Source organism: Agrobacterium sp. S7/73, assembly GCF_019355535.1.
GTDB lineage: Bacteria > Pseudomonadota > Alphaproteobacteria > Rhizobiales > Rhizobiaceae > Agrobacterium > Agrobacterium tumefaciens.
In genome coordinates this window covers 79,576-104,053 of record NZ_CP072138.1, presented here as the reverse complement: position 1 = coordinate 104,053, position 24,478 = coordinate 79,576, and the positions used below count along the sequence as shown (strand labels likewise).

The following is a 24,478-nucleotide window of genomic DNA, read 5'->3' as shown; positions in this document are numbered from 1 at the left end:
CGAAATTGAAAACAAAAAAGTCTTGGATAGCAATGATAAGTCCCCCATAATTCGATGGCTGTTACGAGCGCCACTCGCTCAGTAGGTTATTTGCATTCGGCCTGGCTCGTTCGGCTGGCCTTCGCGTTGGAGTGCCCAAAGGAAAAAGACCGATCAGCCGTTCGTGTGGATCGAGACCCATGATCTGCCTGACCCGTTCCGAGGAGCAGGGCCAGCCAGTAAGCCAGATCGAGCCGAAGCCTTCCGCGTGGACAGCGTGTAAAAACGTCGTCGCGACCGCACCTGCGCAAAGCAGTTGGTCCAGTTCGGGGAATGGTGCCGCTTTATCGGGACGCCAAACCAAAAACACTGTAGCCGGCGGTCCGATCAGCCACGCCCTCAACCGGGAGATCATTGCCGATTTCACGCCTTCGTTCTGTTCTTCAGCATCGTGCGCGCGAAGAAACTCTTCCAGGAGATCGCTAGCCTGATGATCTCTTACAAGAATGAACCGCCATGGCACCAAATTACCGTGATCTGGGACGCGGCTCGCGAGCATCAGGATATCGTTTAGTTTTTCATCGGATGGGGCGGGCGCACGCAACAGGGCAGGCGGAACGGAGCGGCGATTGCCCATATCTGCTTTTGAAAGCTCACTTGGCCAACTTTGATTTTTGGTTGAAACTTCCATATGGCGCAGGCCCGTTTTTCAATTTGTGCGGGCGCATAAAAGAGACGGATGGTATCCATGTCAATAAACTTGATGAAAATAGTCGTGTAAAGATTCTCGCTCAAACGAATTGGTGAGGCGGAACTGCAACTGCCGAGCTTCCGGCGTATCTCCGGCAGATCCTTCCGTGCCTAGACGAATAATCAGATTGCTCTCATCAATGCCAATTTTCGGCGGTTCACGAAAGGCGTCTAGGCGCAGTCCGCACCCATCAAGATGGGATTGAGCCGGACGTAATCAATCATTCGGTGTATGTCGGGGTCGCAACGATTAAGCGTTCTTCATATCCCTGATCGTTTCTTGCATCTTTTCGATCTCCGCCGTGATCTTGTTCGGATCGGCCTCACCGAGGAACGGCATGCTGGGGAGAAAGAGTGAGTTTTTATCCGAAGCCATTTTCTCGACCGCCTGCTCGATTTGATGAAGCTGACGGCTGGCCCGCTCTGCATAGTTTTTCTGACAAACGTTGGGACGCCACGCGCGATTGAGGACTGGAGATCGCCTGTCGCGCTTGCGGAGGTCCTCTTTTGCTTCGTCGAATTCGGCGCATGCGGTTGCCGCCTCGGTGAGCCTCTTCGGCAAGTCATCCTTTATCGACGCCAACTGAGTCTGCGCATTCTTGATCGCCTCTGCGGCCTCCTGAATTCGCCTCCGCTGCTGGTCTTGTTCCTGCTTGGCAAGTTCGGCCTCACGGCGCTCGTTCTCACGCGCGGCAAATGCCTTTGCTTCTTCCTGTGATTTTGCGCGGACGGTGGTCAGCCGCTGGGCAAATTTTGCTGTCTCAACGTGTTCGAGCTTTAAGTTTTTAGGGTTCAGAGCTGGATCACGCAGGCGCTCGCTGATCGTCTGGCGGCATTCGGTCTTCAGTTGGCCAAGCATTTCCTGTGGCATATCTTTGAAGACTGCCTCTTCCAGCCCTGAAAGAAGGCGTACGCATTCCTCGGCCTTTTTGGGGATCGTTTTGGGCGCATCGGCACTTGTCGAGAACAGGGAGGTGGAAGAAAATAACAAGAGGATTTGATCATCGCTCATTTCCGGCGCGGATTCGGTGCAGCTGGAAAGAGATAGTCCCCAAAAAAAGAGTGATGGCGATTGTGGACACAAGGCGCTTCATATGCAGATCTGACCTCGAATTATTATTTTACTGCAGGTTGTATGAATTAGATGACCGACCAATGCCAGCCTCTTTTGAGATTTTGTGGCATGGGAACTCCGGAAGCTCCGTCGGTCGTTAAGCGGAAAGCATTTGCAACCGCGCCACGCCTATATCTGTATAGGCGACTAGAGTGAAGTATCCTGTTCTTTCCAATTCGGACGAGAACACCGTCTGTCGTGGGCGAGCGGGGCTGACAACGAGGATCATGAGCGATTTTGGCATCCTGCGTGAGTGCAGATCAATCACCCATCGGGGATGCATTTCAATGCATATTGGACGTTTTTCTGCTTTAAATTGGCCGAAGTGTGTATTAATAATAGACGGATGATGGACCGACTACGAACCAGCCGAATACTAATCGAGCGCAAAGCGTATTCTCTGGTTGAGACATCGCTATCCGATACGCGCGTCGTTCTTATTGCCGGCCCTAGACAAGCGGGAAAAACGACGCTTGCGCGGCAATTTGAAGGCCCCGACCGGGCCTATCTCACTTTGGATGACGCGGGTACGCTGCAGGCTGCGCGTGCCGATCCTGTAGGTTTCATAAGAGGCGTCGACCGCGCTGTGATTGACGAGGTGCAGCGGGCTCCGGAACTGATGTTGGCGATCAAGGAAAGTGTTGATCGTGACGAAACGCCAGGGCGTTTCTTGCTGACAGGTTCTGCAAATCTAACGGCCATCCCATCCATAGCCGACTCACTGGCGGGCAGGATGGCAGTCATTCCGCTGCTACCTCTGGCGCAGGCGGAGATTCAGTCTGCACCGGGTCGCCTTTTGGATCGGCTGTTCGCGGGAGAAGCGCCGGTTGTAGAGACGGCCGCCGCCATTGGGACGGATTTGATCGACATTGTTGTAAGAGGGGGATACCCTGAGGCAATACGCAGACCGACACCGCGTCGACGGACTGCCTGGCTTGAGGACTATGTTGCACTCATTCTGGACCGTGACGTGCGAGACATCGCCAATATTGATCAACTCGATCGGATGCCCCGTCTTCTGAACATATTGGCCGAGCACGCTGGACAACTGGTCAATCATTCCAGCTTTGGTTCGGCGCTCGGGCTATCGAGTGTCACGACACAGAAATACGTTGCGATCCTTGAACGATTGTTCCTGATAAAGACACTGCCTCCGTGGTCGAACAATCGACTTAGTCGTCTAATCAAGACGCCGAAGCTGCACTTCATCGACACGGGATTGCTGGCGAGTATGCGAGAAGACGAAGCCGAACGGTTGCGGCTGGACCGCTTACGCTTTGGTGCTCTGTTGGAGAGTTTTGTTGTGTCGGAGTTGATGAAATTGGCGTCATGGAGCGAGCGACGCGTTTCATTCTCTCACTACAGGACGAAGGATAAGGATGAGGTCGATGTCGTTATCGAAGATCGGCGCGGTCGTATTATCGGAATCGAGGTTAAGGCGTCGGCAACGGTGAGAGCGCAAGACTTCCGTGGACTGCGCCAACTGCAGGAGGCTGTTGGTGACCGGTTCGTGAGGGGGCTGGTGTTGCACGATCATGATCGCGTGACGCCGTTTGGTGAAAAATTGCAGGCAGCTCCCACGTCGGTTTTATGGACGATGTAGATCGCGTAATCTATCTTATGGAACTTTTTCCGCCGGCTTGCCTCGCGTATCACCAAACGGAATTTGTTGGCCGCGGCGCTCGACGCATTTCTTTGCATGCATCCGCCAGCCTTGAACTTCTCGGCCATCGCCATACAGGTCGGATCACAGGTGTCGCCTATAATGAACGTTCCCCAAACTTCACTTTGACTTCATTGATGTCCTCGCACGGGCAAAATTTTTGGCTGTTGTCATCGGGTAGGTGCTGGTTTTCCTTCACATTCAGCCGGAAGCTCCATGCTTTTTCTCAGAGGGTTTGTACACTCCGCAGGCACGACCTACACGAACCTTGCCACCCGTCGCTTGGAGCTGTACCTGGCCGCTGTTGGGGAACCTAGTTGGTTTCCCGGATGTGACTGAACGTAAACCTCACTGACTGAACAAACTCGGTTGGATTTTCAAGCGCTGCAAAATGGCCCCCGAACGACGCTTGACTGAAATGTAGGAGGTTTTCGAACCGCTTTTCAGCCCAGCGTTTGGAGGTGCTCATGATCTCGTCAGGAAAAGCTGCCACTCCAGCCGGAACAGGCATTGGGTGGGAAGGCATGCCGGCACGTCGAAGACTTTGAGCAGTTTCCCAGTAAATCCTAATCGAACTGGGTCCTGTATTGGTCAGCCAATACAACATGATATTGTCGATCATCTCATCTAATGAGATAAATCGCTCGAGGCTCTCGTCCGATCCTGAAAGGTCTTGGAAAAGAGTGTATATCCACGAGGCCAGGCCGACCGGGGAATCTGCTATTCCGTAGGCTAGCGACTGAGGCCGAGTGCTTTGAAGCATATTATATGCAGAGAGTTCCTCGTCGTACCGACGAGCAATCGCGAGTAACTTTCGCTCCTCTTCATCGGCTTCCTGACGCTCCTCATCTGTAGGTTTGAATAGCACCATGTTGAGATGCAGGGCTGCCAGACCTTCTGGAGCCATGTACCCCATAACGGTGGTCACTCCCGCGCCCCAATCTCCGCCTTGCGCTACCCACTTCGCGTACCCAAGTCTTTGCATAAGCTTGGTCCAAGCGTTGGCAATGCGGGCTATGTCCCAACCTTCCTCGTTAGGTTGATCTGAGAATCCAAATCCTGGCAAAGACGGGATGATCAGATGGAATGCGTCATTTGCATTTCCCCCGTGGGTAACAGGATCGATCAAAGGTCCAATTACTTTTCTGAACTCCAGGATGGAGCCTGGCCAGCCGTGAGTCATTAGCATCGGTATAGCTTCAGGTTCGGCTGATCGAATATGCAGGAAATGGATGGCCACTCCGTCGATGACGGTTCGGAACTGATCAAATTGATTGAGGAAGGTTTCGCACTTTCTCCAGTCGTAGTTCCGAGACCAGTGTTGAACGAGGTTTTTCATCGTGTCTAGAGTGGGTCCCTGACTTGCATCACGTGCAGTTTCAGACGAAGGCCACCTAACGTTTTCGAGCCGAAAAGCCAGGTCATCCAACTGTGACTGCTCTACAGCAATCTCAAACTTTTCAATCAAGTTTTGCATATTCATTCCTAAACATTCGCTTTAACCGCCGGCTCGACGCGCTTCAGCGAGAAATTTCAGCGTCGACACCCACAAAATCTAGCGCCTCAACCATAGTTTAGGTCAAGCTCTATCTGTTGCATTTTATAGCGGGTAAACAAAACGCTTGACCGTAAGCGGCAAGCTGAGACTGAACCGCACCGGCTTTGCCGGAGACCCCAACTCGTGAGAAGTAGGGTCTATGACAAGCAAGACGACGAACAAATTCTCCCCTGAAGTCCGCGCCCGTGCCGTGCGTATGGTGACGGAGCATGAAGCCGAACATCCCGAGATGGTAATTGATCGTAACTACGATTGCCTTTCCGCCTGCAACAAGAGCGCGGATATGAGGCAATAACTCTCAGTCTGGCTCAAGGTGCGCTTGTCGATCCCTAGGAGATTTTGAGTGTATGACCGAAATGACGCATGCATCCGATCATGCCTGATTGTCGACTTTGAAGACAGGGTGTCCGGACGGATTACACAGGCCGCCCCTTTCTCGCCGGTTGCAGTTGGCAACATGCTCATCAATCGCGCATTCCGAGTTGGCATATCTATTGCTCCCGGCGTTATCCGAACCCTCGCGGGGCAGATGAGGAGCACCAGCGCTCAAGTCGCTCACGCTCTCCGTACCGCATGACAAGATGCTTAGCGCACCTGGGCTCCCCGGCACGCTAATTATTTTGACGGCCGAGCAGAACAGGAAAGACGATACGATTGAGAATCGGGACACCTAAGGAATTATATGAGGGCGAGGCGCGCGTCGGTATGACGCCCGACCGCGCGCAAGCTTTGTAGAAACTCGGATATGATTGCATTCATGAAACCGGTGCAGGCAAGGCGGCGGGTTTTTCCGACGACGCCTTATCGCGCAGCAGGTGTGACGATCATCGACAGCGCCGATGCGCTTTACGCCGGTTCCGACATCATCGCCAAGGTTCGTCCGCCGGAAACATCGGAGATTGATCGCCTATCTGCGAACAAGACGCTGATCTCGTTTTTCTACCCAGCCCAGAACAAGGACCTTTTGGAGCAGGCGAAGGAAAACGGCGCAAATGTCATCGCCACGGACATGGTGCCGCGCATTTCCTGCGCCCAGAAGATGCACGCGCTCTCCTACATGGCCCAATATCGCACGGTCATCGAGGCGGGCAATAATTTCGGCCGGTTCTTCACCGGCCAGGTCACCGCCGCCGGCGGCTCTTGCATTTGTTGACGCCACAGGGACCCGAAGTCCGCAGTAGTAACAACTGGGTGCTTTTGTAACTAACAAGCGACGGCGCGGCAGTGCCGGTTCGCGCTGCCAGAGGGTCACATCGGGGCTGGCCAATGTGCCTTTCGGTTTCCAATCGGATATTTCTACTTTGCTGATCGGCGGACATCCCCACCTTGCCGTCATAGCTTTTCTTGCAGTTCGGATTTAATAGGTAACCCCTTGACCTAAACTATGGTTGAGGTTGTATGAACGTTTCCGGGCCATTTTTTCAGCTCCGCTGCCGTGCGTTTGCCGGCGGGTCAACTCAATCCGGATCAGATCATGTATTTTCGCTTTCGCCTATCCGTACTCCTGCTTCCCTTGTCGACATTGATGACCTCATGCGACGATTCATCATCAGGCTCGCAAGCTGCCTATCCCCCTCCCTTGGTTAAAACCGTTTCCATGCAGACGGAGGATCTACCGCTCACGAAAGAATATCCAGGTCGTCTCCTGCCGATCAGACTCGCTGAGGTCAGGGCGCGCGTCAGCGGCATTGTGCTGCAACGCACTTTCGCGGAAGGATCGGATGTCACGGCGGGGGAAACCCTTTTCCAGATTGATCCCGCAAAGTTCGAAGCGGCGGTAGATGCTGCAAAAGCGCAACTCGCCCGCGCCGAAGCATCATTCTCACTCGCGTCGCAGCAAGAAGGGAGAGCTGAAAGTCTCCTGCAAAAAAATGTTGCCAGCAAGGATCAATACGACGTTGCTGTTGCCACACGCCAACAGGCCCAGGCAGAAGTCGCTGTCGCCAAAGCGAATCTCAAAACGGCCGAGCTTGACCTCGGCTACGCGTCGGTCAGGTCTCCGATCAATGGGCGAATAGATGCAGCGATCGTAACGGCCGGCGCATTCGTACGGCAAGAAGATGGGACACATATGGCTACCGTACGTGATCTCAGCTCGGTGTACGTGGACTTCATAGCGCCGCTGACAGATCTTACAGCGGTACAGAAGCTGTCCAGTGATGGTGCGCCAGGAGAGCAGGACAACAGCGCTTTCGTTGAGCTTATCACCAACAACGGTACGACATATGGGGAGCGAGGGAGGCTATTGTTTTCTTCCGCTGTGGTCAACGAAACAACCGGACAAGTATCGCTTCGCGCCGAGTTCCGCAATCCAAATCGATCCCTTCTACCAGGTACATATGTCCGCGTGCGTATGGCGCAGGGAACCGTCCACCAAGCTCTTTTGCTGCCACAGCGCGCTGTCCAATGGGACACGCTGGGTCAGGCCAAGGTTATGATTGTCCAGGACGGCAAAGCCGTTCCGCAACCCGTTATAGCAACGCGTTCCGTTGGTAGTCGTTGGCTTGTCACGGAAGGCCTGAAGGTCGGCGATCAGGTGATCGTCGATGGAGCTGAGAAAGCTATGGCCGGGGCACCCGTCACGGCGCAACCCATTGCTGCAGCGAGCACGGCGGTAACGCCCGATGCTGACTGCGACGGCGTGTGCACTCAGCAAGCAAAACTTTAAGGGGTCGAGCTATGCCTCAATATTTCATCGAGCGCCCGGTTTTTGCATGGGTCATCGCCTTGGCAATTGCCTTGGCTGGCGTCATTGCAATTCCGTTTCTTCCGATTTCGCAGTACCCTAATGTGGCTCCGCCGACGATTGCGATCACAACCAGCTATCCCGGAGCAACGCCGCAAAATCTCTACGACAGCGTTACCAAGTTGATCGAACAGGAGATGAACGGCGCCACGGGAATGCTGTATTATGACTCCGTCAGTGATAACCAGGGTAGTGTGACAATCAACGTCACATTCCAGTCGGGTACCGATCCACAGACTGCCACGGTTGACGTTCAAAACCGCATCAGCCGCATTGAAGCCCGTCTCCCTCCATCGGTCCTACAGCAGGGTATCCGTGTTGAAGAGACAAGCAGCGCCTTTCTGCTGTTCGTCGGACTGACCTCCACAGACGGTCGTCTGGGCCCCATCGATCTCGGCGAGTTCGCCGCACGCAATGTCATCGATGAACTGCGACGTCTTCCAGGCGTCGGCAAGGCGCAGCTCTTCGCAACCGAGCGCGCCATGCGTGTCTGGATTGATACCAAAAAACTAGTCGGGCTGAACCTGACGGCCCAGGACGTATCCAACGCCATCGCCGCGCAGAATGCACAGGTCTCCTCGGGCAGCATTGGCGCCCAACCGAGCGCAAACGGGCAGGAAATCACCGCCACCGTCTCTGCGACGGGACAATTGTCCACTGTCGATGATTTTGCCGAGATCGTTTTGCGTGCGAACCAAGACGGGTCCGTTGTGCGGCTCGCCGATGTGGCAAGGCTCGAATTTGGAGGCCAGAGCTACGCGCTGTCTTCGAAAATCAACGGAAAAGACGCGGCGCAAATCGGTATCCAGCTCAACTCGACGGGGAATGCGCTCATCACTGCACAAGCCGTCAAGACACGCATGGCTGAGCTTGCGGAGACATTCCCTTCGAGCATCAGTTACGAAATACCCTACGACACGACACCTTTCGTATCCATTTCGATCGAGAAGGTGATCCACACTCTGCTCGAGGCAGTCGCACTCGTGTTCGTGATCATGTTCCTGTTTCTCCAAAACTTCAGATACACGCTCATACCGACGCTCGTGGTGCCGGTCGCGCTGCTTGGAACCTGCGCGGCACTCTACATTTTCGGCTTCTCGATTAACGTCCTGACGATGTTTGCCATGGTCCTGGCAATCGGCATCCTAGTCGACGACGCGATCGTGGTCGTCGAGAACGTAGAGCGTATCATGCATGAGGAGGGACTTCCCCCCAAAGCTGCAACGGTGAAGGCTATGAAACAGATCACCGGCGCGGTGATCGGGATCACGGTTGTGCTGATCGCAGTTTTCGTGCCAATGGCCTTCTTCCCCGGCGCGATTGGAATCATCTACAAGCAGTTCTCATTGACGATTGTTATGTCGATGGTGTTTTCGGCGTTGATGGCGCTGACCCTCACGCCAGCTCTGTGCGCAACCATATTGAAACCAATCCCGCATGGCGGGGAGCACAAGAAGAACTGGTTTTTCCGCGGCTTTGACCGGGTGATCAATAAGACCACGTCTGGATACGGATGGCTGATCGTTGGCACTGTGAAACGCAGTCTCCGCATGATGGTCATCTATCTCGCGATCTTCGCCGCACTTGGGTACACCTACGTCAGGCTGCCGACCGGCTTCCTTCCACTCGAAGACCAGGGATACGCCATCGCAGTCACCCAGCTTCCTGCGGGTGCGACGACGGAACGGACCGATGCTTTGCTTGGAAAAGTCGACGAATTCTTCGTCAATCGTTCCGGCGTTGATAAGGTGGTCACGATTCTTGGCTTCGGCTTTAACGGCAATGGCCAAAATGCCGGTATCTCCTTCGCCACTTTCAAGGACTGGTCGGAAAGAGGCCCGGCAGATTCCTCAGATGCAATTGTCGGATCCGCTCTTGGTGCACTCGCCGGGCTACCAGAAGGCTCAGTGTTTACTTTGACGCCCCCGCCAATCGCAGCGCTCGGTAATGCCAGCGGTTTCAGTTTCCGGCTTCAGGATCGCGGTAATCTCGGAAACGCTGCGTTGGTAGAGGCAGCCAACAGCCTGCTGATGAAAGCATGGCAGAGCCCAGTCTTGCAATATCCCTATATTGAGGGCCTGCCGCCAGCCGCACAAATCGTACTGGACATCGACCGGCGGAAGGCGAATGCATACGGAGTGACGTTTGATGAGATCAACGCCGTTCTCTCAACCTCGATTGGGTCGCGCTACATCGGTGACTTCCCCAACGCAGGCCGCATGCAGCGCGTCATCGTTCAGGCGGAAGCAGCCGAGCGCATGGATGTCTCAAGCCTGCTGGAACTGAACGCCCGCAATTCGCGCGGCGAAATGGTCCCCCTTGGATCGTTTGCAACAGCCCGGTGGGCTTTGGGCCCAACGCAGGTCGTTGGCTATAACGGACTTCAAGCGGTTAAGATAAGCGGAAGTGCCGGCCCGGGTTACACCAGTGGTGATGCGATGGCCGAAATGGAGCGACTCGCTGGCGAACTGCCTCCGGGCTTTGGTTTCGAATGGACGGGGCAATCCTACCAGGAAAAAGCGTCGGGTAGTGCAGCACCATTCCTGCTTGGACTGTCGCTTGTCTTCGTTTTCCTTTGCCTTGCGGCCCTCTATGAAAGTTGGTCTATCCCGATTGCCGTCATGCTTGTTGTGCCGCTAGGTGCAATAGGCGCTGTGGTGGCTGTCATGCTGCGCGGTATTCCGAACGATATTTATTTCACGGTCGGCCTCATCACGATCATTGGTCTTTCCGCGAAAAATGCCATTCTTATTATCGAGTTCGCTCGGGAATTAAGAGCTGAGGGACGCCCTCTGCTGGAGGCGACGGTTGAGGCAGCAAAGCTACGTTTTAGACCGATCGTGATGACCTCTTTCGCTTTCATTCTGGGCGTGGTGCCGCTTGCCTTTGCGACAGGCGCGAGTTCCGCCAGCCAGCGCGCAATTGGGACGGGCGTCTTGGGCGGGATGATTTCTGCGACAGTCCTCGCCGTTTTGTTGGTGCCGACATTTTTTGTCGTGGTCTCGAAGCTTGCGCGCCACAGATCGGACCCCCTAGCCGTGTCGGCGGAAGACGCATCAAATGCCGCCACGGTATCTAGTCACTAAACCCATCTTGGGCTGCGTCGTCCGCAGCCCAAGAATCTTCTTGTGCCCTTCCGCGAGAGCGGAGTCGCATAGGCCAAGCCAACGGATATTGCAGCATGCGTAGGTCATGAAAATACAAATTCCTGAAAATTCGGAACTGAAGATTCTAAGACTAGGACAGGGATCACGTTACGTCGTCGCGCTTCAAACAAAGGACGAAGTGATTGCCAAGCCGTTCTGGACGGAAGCTCAGGCACTTACGTCCGAAAACGTCCCAATCTCCGAATGGGTCAAGGTCACAACGGAAGTGTTTGCTGCGATTCACGTGGATGACACGCCGCCTGATGTCCAGTTGTTCGCGAAGTCAACGCGACGCGGTCGCGTCCACGGCGTTGTTGTCTGGTCGAGGTCGGGGATTCACCCAAAGATTCTCCCCAACTTGGCAGAGGCAGTAGCGGTGACGCGGGCGTCATGCCGGAAACCCACTTTAGGATGAGGGCCACGTCGTCCGGCTTTAGCCGGCGTGCGGACAAATCGACAGGATCGAAGATGTCATTAGATATTTACGGAAAGGTTTCGATCACCTGTATTTCAGGAACGATAGAAACCGCGTTCCCGAGGAGTAAGGGTGAAGATTTGGCAAAAAATGCAGTTTCACTTCAGCGGAAGTTTACTTCCTAAACTGCAACTCGCGATCTGGTGACGCTACAGGTTTTCAGTTTCTTGGCTGACACAGCCTCCTCGTCTGACGGAACAACTCACGCTTCGAACTCAATGGTCAGAAATGGAATCATAATGATGGCACTGACCATCTTTCTCGGCCGCGCGGATTGTTTTGGAGAGATACTAAAGGCGCTTTTATCAGGTTCCGATTTAGCGACCGTTCTTCGCGGCGACTATGCTTCGGTGGTGATCGAAAGGACAGATTTTCGGAAAGAAATATCATTCAAACTGAGTGAGCAGACAACAGAAAGTAGGTTACAGTAATTTTGCGTAGCAGTGCCGGAGATCAAGCCAATTGGGCAGTGATCCCGATCAATCTTCGTGCTGCAGAAGAACGGCCCCTGTCGCACCCTGACCAAGTTCGTCCCTTGGATTCCTGAGAGGACATTCGCGCAGGGAAAGACACCCGCAACCGATACATCCGGCCATCTCGTCACGGAGTTGCGTCAGGGCTCTGATGCGTTCTTCCAGACTTTTATTCCAACTTGATGCAAGTTTGCGCCAGTCGTCAGCATTCGGCGTTCGCTCGGCAGGCAGTGCGGAAAGGGCACTCTTAATCTCTGCGAGCGAGATCCCTGCCCGTTGCGCGATACGTATTATTGCCACGCGACGCAGGAGGCTTCTTGAGTAGCGCCGCTGGTTACCGCTGCTCCTGCGGGGACTGATCAAGCCTTTCGTTTCATAAAAGTGCAGCGTCGACACTGCGACGCCAGCTCTCTTGGCAAGCTCTCCCACCGACAATTCATTTTCCAGACGCATAGAGATAAAAATCCTTGACCAAAACTATACTTGAGGTTTTATAACGGTAGTCACCTTGTTTTTCAAGGACTTTTTAGTCGAAACAACCGTGACAAAGGAATGCCCAATGGCACTCGAACTGCCTCATCTCGCTTACTCGTATGATGCCCTCGCCGACCTGGGAATGTCCGAAGAGACACTACGAATCCACCATAGCCTCCATCACAAAGCGTATGTCGACAACGGCAACAAGGCCCTCGCAGGGACAGAGTGGGAGGCCCTGAGCATCGAGGATATCGTCGTTGGTACCTACAACAGCGGCGCTGTTGCACAATCCCCGATTTTCAACAATGTTTCCCAGCATTGGAACCATACTCTTTTCTGGGACATTATTGGGCCTGGCAGAAAGACGATGCCTCCCGAGCTTGCCAAGGCTTTTGCTGAAGCATTCGATTCCCCAGATTCTTTCCGCGATGAATTTATTGCGAGCGGCGTCTCGCAATTCGGCTCGGGCTGGGTGTGGCTCATCCAGGATAAGGATAGCGGCACCTTACGGATCGTAAAGACGGAAAACGGCGTAAATCCGCTGTGCTTCGGTCACAAGATTCTGCTTGGTTGCGATGTCTGGGAACACAGTTACTACATCGATTTCAGAAACAGACGTCCTGCGTACCTTGAGAACTTTCTGGACAAACTCGTGAATTGGGAAGCTGTTGCCGCACGCCTGTAAGTCGCCGGCTTTTTCCCTTGCTGGTTGCCCCACATTCCCTGCGGCAACTAGCGGAGCAGTCGGGGGTTCCCACCGCACCCGGCTGGTCCATAGCCTTGGAGAATATGATGACTTATGTCGTGACCGAGAACTGCATCGCATGCAAGTACATGGATTGTGTGGAGGTTTGTCCGGTAGAGTGTTTCTACGAAGGCGAGAATATGCTGGTCATTCATCCAGACCAATGCATCGACTGTGGCATCTGTGAGCCTGAGTGTCCCGCCGCCGCCATTGTGCCTGATATTAAGCCAGGACTTCACCAATGGCTTGATCTCAATCGCTACTACGCGGGAATTTGGCCGCGGATTCATCATAAGCGAACCCCGCCTGCCAACGCCGATCTCATGAACGGCGCCGCCGCTAAATTATCGATATTTTCCAAACTCCCAGGAGGGGGCGACTAACGCCGATCGATCATGCAAAACAACATCATCGAAATAGCAGCCATGACTGCACACACTCACCTACCTCTTTCAACAAGCACTTCCCCGGCGATTTCGGCAAAAGAGTTCAAAGACTCGATGGCGAGCCTCGCGTTTTCTCTGTCCATCGTGGCTACCCGACATGGTGACGAACAGTTGGGGCGGACCGTAACCTCTTTCATGCCGTTGAGCGCGGATCCTCCGCACTTTATGATATCCATTGACGTAAGGAGCAGGATCATTGACCTTATCGGGGCAAGCAAAAGATTCTCTGTCTCGTTTCTTTCCGCTGGACAAGAATCCATTGCTGACGCTTTCGCCGCGAAGGGGAACCATGACAATCGCTTCGCTATCGATCATTGGGATGTCTGGCCCTCGAGTAACCCGAGACTTGTAAACTCAAGCATTGCTTTCGATTGCGAACTCGTAGGGTCGATTGATGTGGGAGACCATATGCTGTTTGTTGGAGCTATTGTCGAGACTACGTCAGCCCCTGATTTGCCCCTCCTTTGGCTGCAGCGAGACTATTGCCTGCCCTCCCCGCAAACCGCAAACAATGATCAAGGCTAGAATCATGGGGAATTCAAAGCTGTTATTATTTCGAAATTTCGGTTCTTGGGCCCTTGCCTTGTTTTTCATTGTCGGCGGGTCTATAAATTTTTTAGCAACTGATCAGATACGTTCTGATTATGTACACTGGGGATATCCAATCTGGTTCCACTATGTAACTGCTATATTGGAGTTTTGCGTGGCATTTCTCCTCGCGCGCAGGGAAACCCGGTTGCTCGGGTCGGTGTTGGGTGCTTTCGTTATGTTTGCTGCCGCCGCTACCGTTTTGCGAAGTGGTGACCCCATTCATGCCTTGCTTCCTCTGATCGTGCTTTCGTTGGTAGCTGTAAATGCTTGGTTTAACCTGCGGGAAAGTTAGTGGGTCGTGGACAGCGACTCGCGGTATGCCTGCTTTAAGCCATCCTTCGCTTTCAACAGGAGCGCACGTTAGGGACATCCTTCCAGACTGAGACAGCCTTACTTGAAGCGATGTTCCTTTCCCTGGACAGGTGAAGCATAGACCGTTTCACCCATTGAAATCTGACTGTCCCCGTCCGTGCGGACGATCAGAGACCGAAGCTGTAATATATCCAGATGCACAACGGTATCCGAACCCAACCTCTCGATGTGGCGCACCGTGCCGTGCCATTTTCCCTCGTTTGAAGACAGGGTGATATGCTCGGGCCGGATGCCATAGGTCTCGCAGCCCTCTTTCGCCGCGACCGCGCCTTCAAACAGGTTCATCTTGGGAGAGCCGATGAACCCTGCGACAAAGGCCGTAGCCGGATTGTTGTAAAGCCCGAGCGGCGTCCCGATCTGCTCGATGCGTCCGCCATTGAGAACGACGATCTTGTCGGCCATGGTCATGGCCTCGACCTGATCATGCGTGACATAGATCATCGTCGTTCCCAATTTTGCGTGGAGGTCGGTCAGTTCCACGCGCATCTGGGAGCGAAGCGAGGCATCGAGGTTGGAGAGCGGCTCATCGAACAGGAAAACCTTGGGATTGCGAATAATGGCGCGACCAATCGCGACGCGCTGCCGCTGCCCGCCCGAGAGTGCTTTTGGTTTCCGGTCCAGAAGATGCGTAAGTTGCAGCGTTTCGGCGGTTTTTCTCACTTTTTCCGTAATTTCCGTCTTCGGACGGCCCGCCAGTGACAGGCCAAAACCGATATTCTCGGAAACCGTCAAATGGGGGTAGAGCGCATAGGACTGGAACACCATGGCAATGCCGCGTCTGGAGGGTTCGGCCTCCGTCACGTCCTCTCCGCCGATGGATATCCTTCCCGAACTGGTGGTTTCCAGACCGGCAATCATGCGCAGCAGGGTGGATTTGCCACAGCCGGAGGGACCGACGAAGACACAGAACTCACCCGCTTCGACGGTCAGTTCGACATCTTTCATCACTTCCAGACTGCCGAAACTTTTGGAGAGTTTTTCAAGAACGACGCTTGCCATGAACTAGCCTTTCACCGCGCCAGCGGTCATGCCTGCTACGATTTGCCGGTTGAAGAAAATGAAGACGATCAGGGGCGGAATAGTGACGAGCAGAATGTTCATGAACAGCAGGTTGAACTGCGTCTGGAACTGCCCCTGAAAATTATAGAGCGTCAGCTGCACGGTCACATTTTCGCGGCCCGGAAGATAATAGAGCGGATTGGTAAAATCATTGAAGATGGTGATGGACTGCACGACGATGACGGTGACCGTGACCGGCTTCAGCAAGGGAAGGATCACGCGGAAGAATATCTGCCACGGCTTTGCCCCGTCTATGATCGCGGCCTCATCCAGATCCCTCGGTATTGTCGCAATGAAGCTGCGAAACAGCAGAATGGTGAAGGCGAGACCGTAAGCGATCTGGATCAGTATCATCCCGGAAATCGTCTTGAACAAACCGACCGATTGCAGGACCCATATGGTGGGAACGACGGCGGGCGGTATCATCAGGCCCGTCAGCGTCAGCGCATATATCAGCTTGTTCCAGCGGGAATCCCGCCGTTGCAGGATGTATCCCACCATCGCCCCGAACAGGACGAGGAAGACCACCGAGACGACCGTTATCAGGATCGAATTGAAATAGGCCAACATCAGCATGTAGTTGCGGGCCTGAATGACGTCCATGAAGTTTTCCCACAGCCGCCATTCTCCCGGCAGGGTAAATGTTAGTTCCGCCGCATCCTGACGCGTCTTCGCGGCGGTCAGAAATATGAAGAGGAAGGGGAGGATGAAAATGACGAAGCATAAGCCAAGCGCCACAACGCCCGTACAAAGCTGACGTCTGCTCATAGGTCCACCTCCTTGCGATTGAACCATGCCGTCATGGGCAGCACGATGAGGGCGATGAGGAGGAAGAGGATGACGTTACCGGCGGTCGACAGGCCGTAGAACCCTGCCTGATATTGCTTGTAGATAACGCTGGCCAGAACGTCGGATGAAAAGCCGGGGCCTCCCCGCGTCATTGCCCATATCAGGTCGAAGCTACGCAGGCCGCCGATCAGCGAAAGGGTGACGACGGTAACGGTTGCTGGCCGCACGAGCGGCACCGTGACCCGAAAGAACATTTGCCTGCGGGTTGCCCCGTCTATCTTCGCCGCCTCGTAATATTCCTGCCCGATGGAAGCGAGCCCGGCGATGAAGATGACGGTGGCGAGCCCGATGCCCTTCCACAGATCAACGAGGATGACGGAATAGAGAGCCCAGCCGGGATCGGTCAGCCAGCCCGGACCATCGATGCCGATAGCGGCAAGCGCCACATTGATGGTGCCGCGCGTGGGATGCATCAGAACCGAGAAGGTTATTCCAACGCCGATCGTGGAAACGAGCACCGGGAAGAATACGGCTGTCCGAAGAAAGCCTTGCGCCCAAATTCCGGACGTCAGCAGGACGGCTAGCAGCAACCCCAATATCGTCTTTGCCGCCGAAGTCAGCAGGGCATAGATGACGGTGTTGACGAGGCCCTGAATGAGAAAGGGCTCACGGAAGAACTGCTCGTAATTTTCAAGACCGATAAAATCGGCGTTGAACAGATCCCAGCGCGTGAGGCTGAACCAGAAAGAAGCTGCCGTCGGCACCAGAAACAGTACGGTGAATATGACCGCGGCCGGCAGGACGAACCAATAGGGATAAGGTGATGAACGTCTGATCATGGATGCTCCGAATGTCCCCCATTCGTCATTGCGAACGGGGGACCGGCTGGGAGGTTACCAATTCGGCAAGCCGAGTTGCTTTGCCTGTTTCTGCACATCCTGGTCGTAGAGCGCCGCCGCCTCCTTTGCGGGGCGTATGCCCGTTCCGACCTCGACGGTGATCTGCTCCAGGGCTGGCCCCTTCACGGGAGACAGAAACTCCAGCGCGGGGGTGGCGCGGCCCTCTGTCTGGAAGTAAGGCAGCATATCCGCAACGGCTGGCGGGATGTCTGCGGGAAGCTGGCAATCCTTGATGAGATAAGGACCGGACGGAACGACCTTCGCCATGATCTTGCACGCTTCCTTCGTCCCCATCCAGTCGACGAACTTCTTCGCTTCTTCCGCATGGTCCGACTTGGACGAAATATAGAGCGCGGCTGGCATCCACACCGTCAGGCCGTTCTTGGATGCATCAATGCCGGGCTGGCCGAAGAAACCGAGATTGTTTAGGAGGTCCGGGTAATTCTCGCGGACGCTTCCCAGACCGGATGTGATGGTCGGGTAGTGAGCCGCCTCCCCGGCAGCCACCATATGCATTCCCTCTTCATAGGTCGCCGCACCGAAATCGGCATTGAATATTCCGGCTTTCGCGACCTCTTCCAGATGCTCGAAACCGCGAAGAGCAGCGGGCGTCGTCGCATATTTCGCCTTGTTTGCCGTATAATCGGCGGCGAAATTCGGCACCTCCGCCTGCACATTGTGGAAGTCACCAAGGATCATGAGCTGCGAGGTCCATGTGGTGCCATAGGTCTGGGCGAGAGCGACCTTTCCGGCAGCCTTGATCTTTTCGTTATTGGCCATGAACTCGGCCCAGGTTTTGGGCGGGGTCAAACCCAGTTCCGCATAGATGGGGCGGCTGTAGAATATACCGCCAGCCATGGCAGGACCGAACGGAATACCACGGAGTTTGCCGCCCCCGTCCTTGACCACCGATTTGAAGCTGTCCAGCACATTGGCCTGAGACGGCAAATCGGTGACGTCCGCCATCGTCTGTTCCGGCTTCAGCGCCTGAAAAAGCGATCCCGTATTATATTGAAAGATGTCCGCCATTTCGCCGGTGGCAAGGCGTGTCTTGACGATGTTGTCACCTTCGGAACCGCCGGGGCGCAGTTCAACATCAAAGGTAACGTCGGGATGCTTTTCCATATAGGCCTCGGAGGCCGCCTCGAAAGCCGAGATGGATTCGACATTGTTGTCGATGAGAACGCTGAGCGTCACCTCTGAATGGGCAACGCCCGAAGCAAGCGCCAGGGTCGCTGCTGCAAGAATGCTGCACTTCATCATTCGCATGGTCGTTTCCTCCTTTGACCGGAATGAGTTAGGCTATTTGCCCGCGGCATTGCCGCAGGCATATTCTTCAGATCTGAAATGTAACGTTGTGCGTCCCGGCCTCCAGCCGAACCTGCTGGCTCTCTGCAATGGAAGCACCTCCCACCTGCAGATTCCTCCGGCCAGCCTTTGCCGACAGTTGCGCCGTCACACCCTTTGGCACAACAAGGGTGCATGAAACGTGGTCCCCTTCAATGCTCCATCCAGCCTCGATACGTCCGAAATGCGTATCGTGCCATGCCGAGACCGGCGAAAGAGCGGGCAGGATGGATGGGTCGAAGTCGATTTCCTCGAAACCCGGCTTGTCCTGCACGGGCTTGATACCCGCGACATCCTCGAACAACCACTGGCAAACCGCGCCATAGGCATAGTGGTTATAGCTGTTCATCAGCGGATCATAGATGGTGCCGTCCTCGGCAATCGCGTCCCAGCGCTCCCAAATGGACGTCGCTCCACGCTCCACCTGATAAAGCCAGCCCGGCACCTTCCTGTTCAGGAACATCTTCTCCGCAAGATCAAGCATGCCGAGCCGCGTCAGCGCGGGCAGCAAGGCCGGAGTGCCGATGAAGCCGGTTCCGATCACGCCGTCCGTTTCTTCCGCCACGCGGCGGAAATAAGCTTGGCCTGCCTCTTCATATTCTTCCGGCACAAGACCGTAGAGATAGGCCAGCGCCCAGGATGTTTGATCATTATGGGCAATGCGCCCGGACGGCGAGAAGAACTCGTGCTTGAAAGCAGCTTTTATCTGTTGCGCCTTCGCGGCAAGCCGGTCCGCCTCTTGCGAACGGCCGAGAACAGCGGCGATCCGCGCCGTCAGATCCGTCGAGATGAAATGATAGATCGTTGCGGCGCAATCATCTGCAATTGTCGGGCGCGGCTTTCTGTTGTCGCCCACAGGCTGCAACCAGTCACCGAAGGTAAAGCCATAAGCTCCCCATGCGGCAGGCGGACTGATCAGCGGGCCATCGGAAATGCCCCAAAGATAATCCAGCCATTTCAGCATGGCCGGAAAACACTCCTCAAGAGCGGACTTGTCTCCGTAATGCAGGTAAAGCTGCCAGGGAATGATAACGATGGCATCGCCCCAACCCGTGGACCCGGCCCAGTCACCGCGATCCTTGGTCGGGTGCATGCGGGTGGGGTCTGGCGAGAAGTGCGGCACTGCGCCGTTTTCACGTTGATCATGCATCACATCGCGCAGATATTTCTTCAGAAAGCTATGGCTGTCGGCCAGCCAGCAGGCGGTTCCGGCAAACACCTGCGCATCACCCGTCCAGCCCAGACGCTCGTCACGCTGCGGGCAATCCGTGGGTATCTCGATGAAGTTCGAGCGCTGCGACCAGATGGTGTTTTCAACCAGACGATTGACGGCCTCGACACCGGAGGTGAAGCCACCAGCCACGACCGGCACCGAGGAAATCGGCACCATCTCTATGTCGAGCAACTCTGCATTTCCGGTGATCGTCACCCGCGCATAGCGAAAACCCATAAAGGTGAAGAGCGGCGCATAGGTTTCCTCACCGTTGCCAGAGAGCGTATAGACAAGTTCGGCACGCGCGCTTCGGTAATTCCGGTTATCGAAATGACGATCATTGCCGACGATTTCCGAATGCTCGACACGGATCGTCGCACCTGCCTCACCCTTGACCTTAAAGCGGATATAAGCGCCCGCATTCTGGCCGAAGTCGAAGACGTGGCGACCGTCCGCCTCCGTCCACCGATCAACAGGCGCGATCGGCGACAATTCTTTTACAGCACCGGTTTCATGCGGCACCAGCAAATTCTTGTCGAAGGCGAGCGGCTCGACACCGTGATCGGACTGAAGGGCGATGCGGTTGTCGTAATCCTCGCCATAATAGATGCCGTTCTTGACGGCGGGCGTGAGGCCGCTCTTCCAGCTCTGATCGGTTTTCAGCGTCGGCAAACCGTCCGTTACCAGCTCGGCTATGGCTGCGATGCGTGAGCCCCAGCAATCGACAATCGGGTCTGTGGCCCACATCAACTGGCTGCGATACCAGCCATTGCCCAGCCAGATTTCGATGTGGTTTTGACCCTGCAAGAGATACTGCGCAACATCGTAGCTCTGGAACGCGATGCGGTCGTCATAGCAGGTCCAGCCCGGCGTCAGCAGATCGTCACCCACCCGATGGCCGTTGATGAAGGCTCGGTAGAGGCCAAGGGCGGAGATATGCAGCACCGCGCTGGACGGCACCTTCGCCAGATCGAATTGCTTCGACACGAATGAACCGGGGCCATCCCTCCCGCTGTCGCAGAGCGGCGCAACCATTGCGGCGGTGAACTGAAATGCGTGACCGGCAACGACGCCAGTCTGCCCTGAGACTACGTTCATTCATTCCTCCTCCCGGTCCGCCTCCCAGCAAAACCGTTAACGTGTATCGTTATACGTATATCATTCTACAAGACTGATTGCCGTGCAAGCATTTTTTGAATATGATTTGCTAACACAAGGATCGTTGACCGGAATATGAATAAAAATCAGAGCGTTGAACTGACGAGAGATCGTGTGACCATCCGCCATGTCGCGGAAGACGCGGGTGTTTCGGTCGCTGCCGTCTCCAAAGTTCTGAGAAATGCCTATGGCGTCAGCGAGGTATTGCGGACGAAGGTGCAGAACTCCATCGGCAAGCTGAATTACCGTCCCTCTACCGCAGCAAGGGCGATGCGCGGGCGCACCAATACCTTCGGCGTGCTGGCAATCGAGCTTTCGAACCCGTTCCTGCCCGGCGTTATCGAAGCGGCGAATGCTGCGCTGCTTGAATATAACTTCAAGTCGCTGATCGGACTTGGCCATTCCGCCACCATGATCGAGGCAACGATGATCGAATCCATGATCGACAACCGGATGGACGGTGTTCTGATCATTGCTCCGCGTATTTCAAGCGACGTATTGGAACGTTACGCCAAGGATATTCCAATCGTCGTCATCGCCCATCATGAGCCCCATGCGGAGACCTTCGATACGGTAAACTCCGATGACAGGCAGGGTGCCGTTCTGGCAGTCGAGGCAGCCCTGGCGGCAGGATATTCCGAACTCGCGATGCTGAGCTATGAAAACGCGGAGCTGCCCAGCGCCGTCGTGGCACGGCAAAGAGAGTGGGGTTATCTGGAGGCCATGCAACGGGCGGGGAAGGAAGCGCGCATCCTTCGCCTGCCGCCGATGGAACTGGATAGAACTGAGGAGATCGCAAGGTTTATCGCCTCCCCTGATCGTCCCCGCGCCGTTTTCGTCTGGTCGGATCTCGATGCGGTGCCGCTCATCAATGCGGCGAGAGTTTCAGGCGTTCGCGTTCCAGAAGATCTCGCGATCATCGGATATGATAACTCCCCCGTTGCCCGCCTTCCCCTTATCGGTCTCAGCAGCATAGATCAGAATGCCGAACTTCTCGGCAGAACCGCGATCAAGCTGCTTCTGGAACGGATAGACGGTCGCACCTCTGCGCGACACGTCCTGATCGAACCCCACATGGAAATCCGCGGCAGCATCTGATCCTCACCAGTTCGTCACCGAGCCATCCCTACGCTTGAGGTGCGGTGCTTCCCAGAATTCGAAGCTTTGCTTTGCGATCAGCTCCTCGTTGACCTCGACCCCGAGGCCGGGCGCGCCAGAGACCGGGTAGTACGGCCCTTCCAGTTTCGGCTGAACCGGGAAGAATTCCGAATTATCAAACCCAAGATGCGTTTCAGCCGGGCTGTTTCGCGTTTCAAGCCAGGAGAAGTTCGGAACCGCCGCCGAGAAATGAATGGTTGCCGCCGTGCAGATCGGTCCCAGCGGATTATGCGGCATCATGTCCACGTAATGCGTTTCGCTCCAGGCCGCGACCTTCATGCTTTCCGTCAGGCCGCCGACATTGCAGACGTCGAGACGGTTGAACTGGTGGATATCCCGCTCGATATAAGGCTGGAACTGCCACTTGGATGAGAACTCCTCACCGATGGCGAAGGGTACATCGGTCAGGCGACGCAAGGCTTCGTAAGCGCCGGGGGACTCGTCACGAATGGGTTCTTCGAGGAAATCGAGCGTGCCTTTCGGCATCTTCTGGCAGAAACTCGCCGCTTCCGCCACGGTCAGGCGGTGGTGGTAATCGATACCAAGCACCACATCGTCACCCAGCATCTCGCGCGCCTTGACGCACCATTTCGCGGTCGTCGCGATATGTTCACGCGGCTCATAAATCTCCTTGTTTTCATGGCCATCTGGAGACAGGCGCATCGCCGTCCAGCCGTGTTCGACAAGCATCTGCGCCTGTTCGATCATCGCTTCACCGGGGGCGGCGAAGGTCGTGGCGAATGTCGGAATGCGATCACGCTGCTTGCCGCCCAAAAGGTCACAGACCGGAACGCCGAGCGCCTTGCCCTTGATATCGAAGAGAGCGATATCGATAGCGGAAATCGCCGCCTGCAATACTCTGCCGCCTTCGAAATACTGGCTGCGATACATTTCCTGCCAAAGCGCGCCGATCTTGAAGGGATCGCGCCCGCGCAGGAATTCGGCATAATGCTCCAGCACACCGACGACCGCCTTCTCGCGCCCCGAAAGGCCGCTTTCGCCCCAGCCGAAAATACCCTCGTCGGTTTCGATTTTCACCAGAAGCTGGTTGCGAATGCCGACCTTGACGGCGTAGCTTTTGATCGCTGTGATCTTCATGTCGCCTCTCCTTACCAGTGCCAGAGCGTGCCGTCTTCAAGACGGTTCACCGGCAGATAGGCCCGCTGATAGGGATACTTTTCCGCAAGCTTCTCATCGATATCGACACCATGACCGATGGCATCACCCGGATGCAGATAGCCATCCTTCAGGCTCCACGCGCCGGGGAAAACTTCGAGGATTTCCGGCAGGTAGCCGGAATATTCCTGAATACCGAAATTCGGCACCCACAAATCAAGGTGGAGATTGGCACCGAGGCAGATGGGCGACATGTCCATCGCGCCATGGCAGGCAGTGCGGACGTTGTAGATGCCTGCAAAATCCATCACCCGGCGTAGCGCGGTGATGCCCCCGGCATGGACTGAGGTCATGCGGATATAGTCGATCAGCTGTTCTTCGATCAGCAGGCGGGCATCCCAGATGGTATTGAACACCTCACCAACGGCCAGAGGCGTCGTCGTATGCTGACGGATGATGCGGAAACCCTCCTGATGCTCGGCGGCAACCGTGTCTTCCAGCCAGAACAGGCGGGCGAATTCCAGATCCTTGCCAAGCCGCGCCGCCTCGATCGGCGTCAGGCGATGATGCGTATCGTGTAGCAGTTCGATGTCGTCACCATAGGCATCACGCACCGCTTCGAAGAGTTTCGGAACATGCCGCATATATTTCGAGGTCGACCAGACCTCCTCATGCGGAAAGGCGTCATCGACGGCGTTGTTGGTGACGGATTTCGCACCGGTGCCGTAGACACCGGGCAGACCCGGAATACCGACCTGCACGCGGATGGCCTTATAGCCCTGCTCGATCCGCTTGCCGACGGCCTCTATCGCTTCATTGATATCCGTGCCCTGCGCATGGGTGTAGCACAGCACCTTCTCGCGGCTTGCGCCGCCGACCAATTGATAAAGCGGCATGTTCGCGGCCTTGGCCTTGATATCCCACAGCGCCGTGTCGATGCCTGCAATCGCCGCCATCGTCACCGGGCCACGACGCCAGTAAGCGCCCTTGTAGAAATACTGCCAGATATCTTCGATCCGCGAAGGATCGCGACCGATCAGCAGCGGTGCCAGATGATCCTGAAGATAGGCGACGACAGCCTTTTCGCGTCCGTTGAGCGTGGCGTCGCCAACACCCGTCAGTCCCTCGTCGGTGAATATCTTGACCGTCACGAAATTGCGGCCGGGCGAGCAAACGATGATTTTAACGTCGGTGATTTTCATGG

General features: G+C 55.4%; 22 protein-coding genes and 1 pseudogene. 12 read left to right on the top strand and 11 right to left on the bottom strand.

Translation table 11 applies throughout. The features are described from left to right. Positions 1-61: 61 nt before the first annotated feature. Both J5276_RS24955 and J5276_RS24950 read right to left on the bottom strand, forming a co-directional pair. Positions 62-670: a nitroreductase gene (locus J5276_RS24955; RefSeq protein WP_196379981.1), complete on the bottom strand. Its 609-nt coding sequence runs from the start codon at positions 668-670 to the stop codon at positions 62-64. A gap of 309 nt (positions 671-979) precedes the next feature. Continuing rightward, entirely contained in the window at positions 980-1,741 is a 762-nt protein-coding gene (locus tag J5276_RS24950; RefSeq protein ID WP_209160419.1) for a hypothetical protein, read from the bottom strand. A gap of 451 nt (positions 1,742-2,192) precedes the next feature. Between J5276_RS24950 and J5276_RS24945 the strand changes: the two genes are divergently transcribed. Continuing rightward, positions 2,193-3,446 carry an ATP-binding protein gene (locus tag J5276_RS24945; protein ID WP_370647651.1) on the top strand — a complete coding sequence of 418 codons (1,254 nt, stop codon included), beginning with the start codon at positions 2,193-2,195 and terminating at the stop codon, positions 3,444-3,446. A 373-nt stretch (positions 3,447-3,819) separates the two neighbouring features. Here the strand turns inward: J5276_RS24945 and J5276_RS24940 are convergent, their stop codons facing one another. Beyond that, positions 3,820-4,983 carry an epoxide hydrolase family protein gene (locus J5276_RS24940; protein WP_209160417.1) on the bottom strand — a complete coding sequence of 388 codons (1,164 nt, stop codon included), beginning with the start codon at positions 4,981-4,983 and terminating at the stop codon, positions 3,820-3,822. Between the two features lie 220 nt (positions 4,984-5,203). Here J5276_RS24940 and J5276_RS24935 point away from each other — a divergent pair, with 220 nt between their 5' ends. The 6 genes and pseudogenes from J5276_RS24935 to J5276_RS24910 all read left to right on the top strand — a co-directional run bounded on the left by J5276_RS24935 (position 5,204) and on the right by J5276_RS24910 (position 11,862). Next, positions 5,204-5,359: a hypothetical protein gene (locus tag J5276_RS24935; protein ID WP_209160461.1), complete on the top strand. Its 156-nt coding sequence runs from the start codon at positions 5,204-5,206 to the stop codon at positions 5,357-5,359. A gap of 458 nt (positions 5,360-5,817) precedes the next feature. Next, positions 5,818-6,199: pseudogene (locus tag J5276_RS24930) on the top strand (NAD(P)(+) transhydrogenase (Re/Si-specific) subunit alpha); the annotation flags it as partial. Positions 6,200-6,538: 339 nt separating this feature from the next. Continuing rightward, positions 6,539-7,732 (top strand): efflux RND transporter periplasmic adaptor subunit, encoded by a 1,194-nt coding sequence (locus tag J5276_RS24925; protein ID WP_209160415.1) that lies wholly within the window; start codon positions 6,539-6,541, stop codon positions 7,730-7,732. An 11-nt stretch (positions 7,733-7,743) separates the two neighbouring features. Continuing rightward, positions 7,744-10,896 (top strand): efflux RND transporter permease subunit, encoded by a 3,153-nt coding sequence (locus tag J5276_RS24920; RefSeq protein ID WP_209160413.1) that lies wholly within the window; start codon positions 7,744-7,746, stop codon positions 10,894-10,896. Positions 10,897-11,002: 106 nt separating this feature from the next. Beyond that, positions 11,003-11,371 carry a hypothetical protein gene (locus J5276_RS24915; RefSeq protein WP_209160411.1) on the top strand — a complete coding sequence of 123 codons (369 nt, stop codon included), beginning with the start codon at positions 11,003-11,005 and terminating at the stop codon, positions 11,369-11,371. 302 nt (positions 11,372-11,673) lie between these two features. Next, positions 11,674-11,862, top strand: a complete 189-nt coding sequence (locus J5276_RS24910) for a hypothetical protein (RefSeq protein WP_219256752.1) — start codon at positions 11,674-11,676, stop codon at positions 11,860-11,862. Positions 11,863-11,910: 48 nt separating this feature from the next. On the opposite strand, the gene soxR is transcribed toward J5276_RS24910, so the two are convergent. After that, on the bottom strand, positions 11,911-12,357 hold the full coding sequence (soxR, locus tag J5276_RS24905; RefSeq protein ID WP_209160406.1) for a redox-sensitive transcriptional activator SoxR: 447 nt from the start codon (positions 12,355-12,357) through the stop codon (positions 11,911-11,913). A gap of 106 nt (positions 12,358-12,463) precedes the next feature. On the opposite strand from soxR, the gene J5276_RS24900 reads away from it, so the two are divergent. The 4 genes from J5276_RS24900 to J5276_RS24885 all read left to right on the top strand — a co-directional run bounded on the left by J5276_RS24900 (position 12,464) and on the right by J5276_RS24885 (position 14,455). Then, positions 12,464-13,066 carry a superoxide dismutase gene (locus J5276_RS24900; protein ID WP_209160404.1) on the top strand — a complete coding sequence of 201 codons (603 nt, stop codon included), beginning with the start codon at positions 12,464-12,466 and terminating at the stop codon, positions 13,064-13,066. 107 nt (positions 13,067-13,173) lie between these two features. After that, positions 13,174-13,509, top strand: a complete 336-nt coding sequence (gene fdxA / locus J5276_RS24895; RefSeq protein WP_209160402.1) for a ferredoxin FdxA — start codon at positions 13,174-13,176, stop codon at positions 13,507-13,509. Between the two features lie 12 nt (positions 13,510-13,521). After that, positions 13,522-14,097: a flavin reductase family protein gene (locus tag J5276_RS24890; protein WP_209160400.1), complete on the top strand. Its 576-nt coding sequence runs from the start codon at positions 13,522-13,524 to the stop codon at positions 14,095-14,097. A 4-nt stretch (positions 14,098-14,101) separates the two neighbouring features. Continuing rightward, positions 14,102-14,455, top strand: a complete 354-nt coding sequence (locus tag J5276_RS24885; protein WP_209160398.1) for a DoxX family protein — start codon at positions 14,102-14,104, stop codon at positions 14,453-14,455. Positions 14,456-14,553: 98 nt separating this feature from the next. On the opposite strand, the gene J5276_RS24880 is transcribed toward J5276_RS24885, so the two are convergent. The 5 genes from J5276_RS24880 to J5276_RS24860 form a co-directional block, all read right to left on the bottom strand. Beyond that, positions 14,554-15,534 (bottom strand): ABC transporter ATP-binding protein, encoded by a 981-nt coding sequence (locus J5276_RS24880; RefSeq protein ID WP_209160396.1) that lies wholly within the window; start codon positions 15,532-15,534, stop codon positions 14,554-14,556. A 3-nt stretch (positions 15,535-15,537) separates the two neighbouring features. Continuing rightward, positions 15,538-16,362 carry a carbohydrate ABC transporter permease gene (locus J5276_RS24875; protein WP_209160394.1) on the bottom strand — a complete coding sequence of 275 codons (825 nt, stop codon included), beginning with the start codon at positions 16,360-16,362 and terminating at the stop codon, positions 15,538-15,540. Further along, the gene (locus tag J5276_RS24870) at positions 16,359-17,222 is read right to left on the bottom strand and encodes a carbohydrate ABC transporter permease (RefSeq protein ID WP_209160392.1); all 864 of its coding nucleotides are present in this window, start codon (positions 17,220-17,222) and stop codon (positions 16,359-16,361) included. Before J5276_RS24870 ends, J5276_RS24875 begins: the two co-directional genes overlap by 4 nt. Positions 17,223-17,276: 54 nt before the next feature. After that, positions 17,277-18,551 (bottom strand): ABC transporter substrate-binding protein, encoded by a 1,275-nt coding sequence (locus tag J5276_RS24865; RefSeq protein ID WP_209160390.1) that lies wholly within the window; start codon positions 18,549-18,551, stop codon positions 17,277-17,279. A 67-nt stretch (positions 18,552-18,618) separates the two neighbouring features. Next, positions 18,619-20,940 carry an alpha-L-rhamnosidase gene (locus tag J5276_RS24860; RefSeq protein WP_229002318.1) on the bottom strand — a complete coding sequence of 774 codons (2,322 nt, stop codon included), beginning with the start codon at positions 20,938-20,940 and terminating at the stop codon, positions 18,619-18,621. A gap of 135 nt (positions 20,941-21,075) precedes the next feature. Between J5276_RS24860 and J5276_RS24855 the strand changes: the two genes are divergently transcribed. Beyond that, on the top strand, positions 21,076-22,098 hold the full coding sequence (locus J5276_RS24855; RefSeq protein ID WP_209160388.1) for a LacI family DNA-binding transcriptional regulator: 1,023 nt from the start codon (positions 21,076-21,078) through the stop codon (positions 22,096-22,098). 3 nt (positions 22,099-22,101) lie between these two features. On the opposite strand, the gene J5276_RS24850 is transcribed toward J5276_RS24855, so the two are convergent. Then, positions 22,102-23,256 (bottom strand): mandelate racemase/muconate lactonizing enzyme family protein, encoded by a 1,155-nt coding sequence (locus tag J5276_RS24850; RefSeq protein ID WP_209160386.1) that lies wholly within the window; start codon positions 23,254-23,256, stop codon positions 22,102-22,104. An 11-nt stretch (positions 23,257-23,267) separates the two neighbouring features. After that, positions 23,268-24,476, bottom strand: a complete 1,209-nt coding sequence (gene manD, locus J5276_RS24845) for a D-mannonate dehydratase ManD (protein ID WP_209160384.1) — start codon at positions 24,474-24,476, stop codon at positions 23,268-23,270. Between the last annotated feature and the right edge of the window lie 2 nt (positions 24,477-24,478).

Bases quoted from the DNA above. Each gene is read 5' to 3' on its own strand.
- J5276_RS24910 (WP_219256752.1), top strand. From the start codon at position 11,674: ATGGCACTGACCATCTTTCTCGGCCGCGCGGATTGTTTTGGAGAGATA.
- J5276_RS24945 (WP_370647651.1), top strand. From the start codon at position 2,193: ATGGACCGACTACGAACCAGCCGAATACTAATCGAGCGCAAAGCGTAT.
- J5276_RS24920 (WP_209160413.1), top strand. From the start codon at position 7,744: ATGCCTCAATATTTCATCGAGCGCCCGGTTTTTGCATGGGTCATCGCC.
- J5276_RS24915 (WP_209160411.1), top strand. From the start codon at position 11,003: ATGAAAATACAAATTCCTGAAAATTCGGAACTGAAGATTCTAAGACTA.
- soxR (WP_209160406.1), bottom strand. From the start codon at position 12,357: ATGCGTCTGGAAAATGAATTGTCGGTGGGAGAGCTTGCCAAGAGAGCT.
- J5276_RS24885 (WP_209160398.1), top strand. From the start codon at position 14,102: ATGGGGAATTCAAAGCTGTTATTATTTCGAAATTTCGGTTCTTGGGCC.
- manD (WP_209160384.1), bottom strand. From the start codon at position 24,476: ATGAAAATCACCGACGTTAAAATCATCGTTTGCTCGCCCGGCCGCAAT.
- J5276_RS24865 (WP_209160390.1), bottom strand. From the start codon at position 18,551: ATGCGAATGATGAAGTGCAGCATTCTTGCAGCAGCGACCCTGGCGCTT.
- J5276_RS24955 (WP_196379981.1), bottom strand. From the start codon at position 670: ATGGAAGTTTCAACCAAAAATCAAAGTTGGCCAAGTGAGCTTTCAAAA.
- J5276_RS24925 (WP_209160415.1), top strand. From the start codon at position 6,539: ATGTATTTTCGCTTTCGCCTATCCGTACTCCTGCTTCCCTTGTCGACA.
- J5276_RS24875 (WP_209160394.1), bottom strand. From the start codon at position 16,362: ATGAGCAGACGTCAGCTTTGTACGGGCGTTGTGGCGCTTGGCTTATGC.
- J5276_RS24870 (WP_209160392.1), bottom strand. From the start codon at position 17,222: ATGATCAGACGTTCATCACCTTATCCCTATTGGTTCGTCCTGCCGGCC.
- J5276_RS24900 (WP_209160404.1), top strand. From the start codon at position 12,464: ATGGCACTCGAACTGCCTCATCTCGCTTACTCGTATGATGCCCTCGCC.
- J5276_RS24880 (WP_209160396.1), bottom strand. From the start codon at position 15,534: ATGGCAAGCGTCGTTCTTGAAAAACTCTCCAAAAGTTTCGGCAGTCTG.
- J5276_RS24890 (WP_209160400.1), top strand. From the start codon at position 13,522: ATGCAAAACAACATCATCGAAATAGCAGCCATGACTGCACACACTCAC.
- J5276_RS24935 (WP_209160461.1), top strand. From the start codon at position 5,204: ATGACAAGCAAGACGACGAACAAATTCTCCCCTGAAGTCCGCGCCCGT.
- J5276_RS24855 (WP_209160388.1), top strand. From the start codon at position 21,076: ATGAATAAAAATCAGAGCGTTGAACTGACGAGAGATCGTGTGACCATC.
- J5276_RS24850 (WP_209160386.1), bottom strand. From the start codon at position 23,256: ATGAAGATCACAGCGATCAAAAGCTACGCCGTCAAGGTCGGCATTCGC.
- J5276_RS24950 (WP_209160419.1), bottom strand. From the start codon at position 1,741: ATGAGCGATGATCAAATCCTCTTGTTATTTTCTTCCACCTCCCTGTTC.
- J5276_RS24860 (WP_229002318.1), bottom strand. From the start codon at position 20,940: ATGAACGTAGTCTCAGGGCAGACTGGCGTCGTTGCCGGTCACGCATTT.
- J5276_RS24940 (WP_209160417.1), bottom strand. From the start codon at position 4,983: ATGCAAAACTTGATTGAAAAGTTTGAGATTGCTGTAGAGCAGTCACAG.
- fdxA (WP_209160402.1), top strand. From the start codon at position 13,174: ATGACTTATGTCGTGACCGAGAACTGCATCGCATGCAAGTACATGGAT.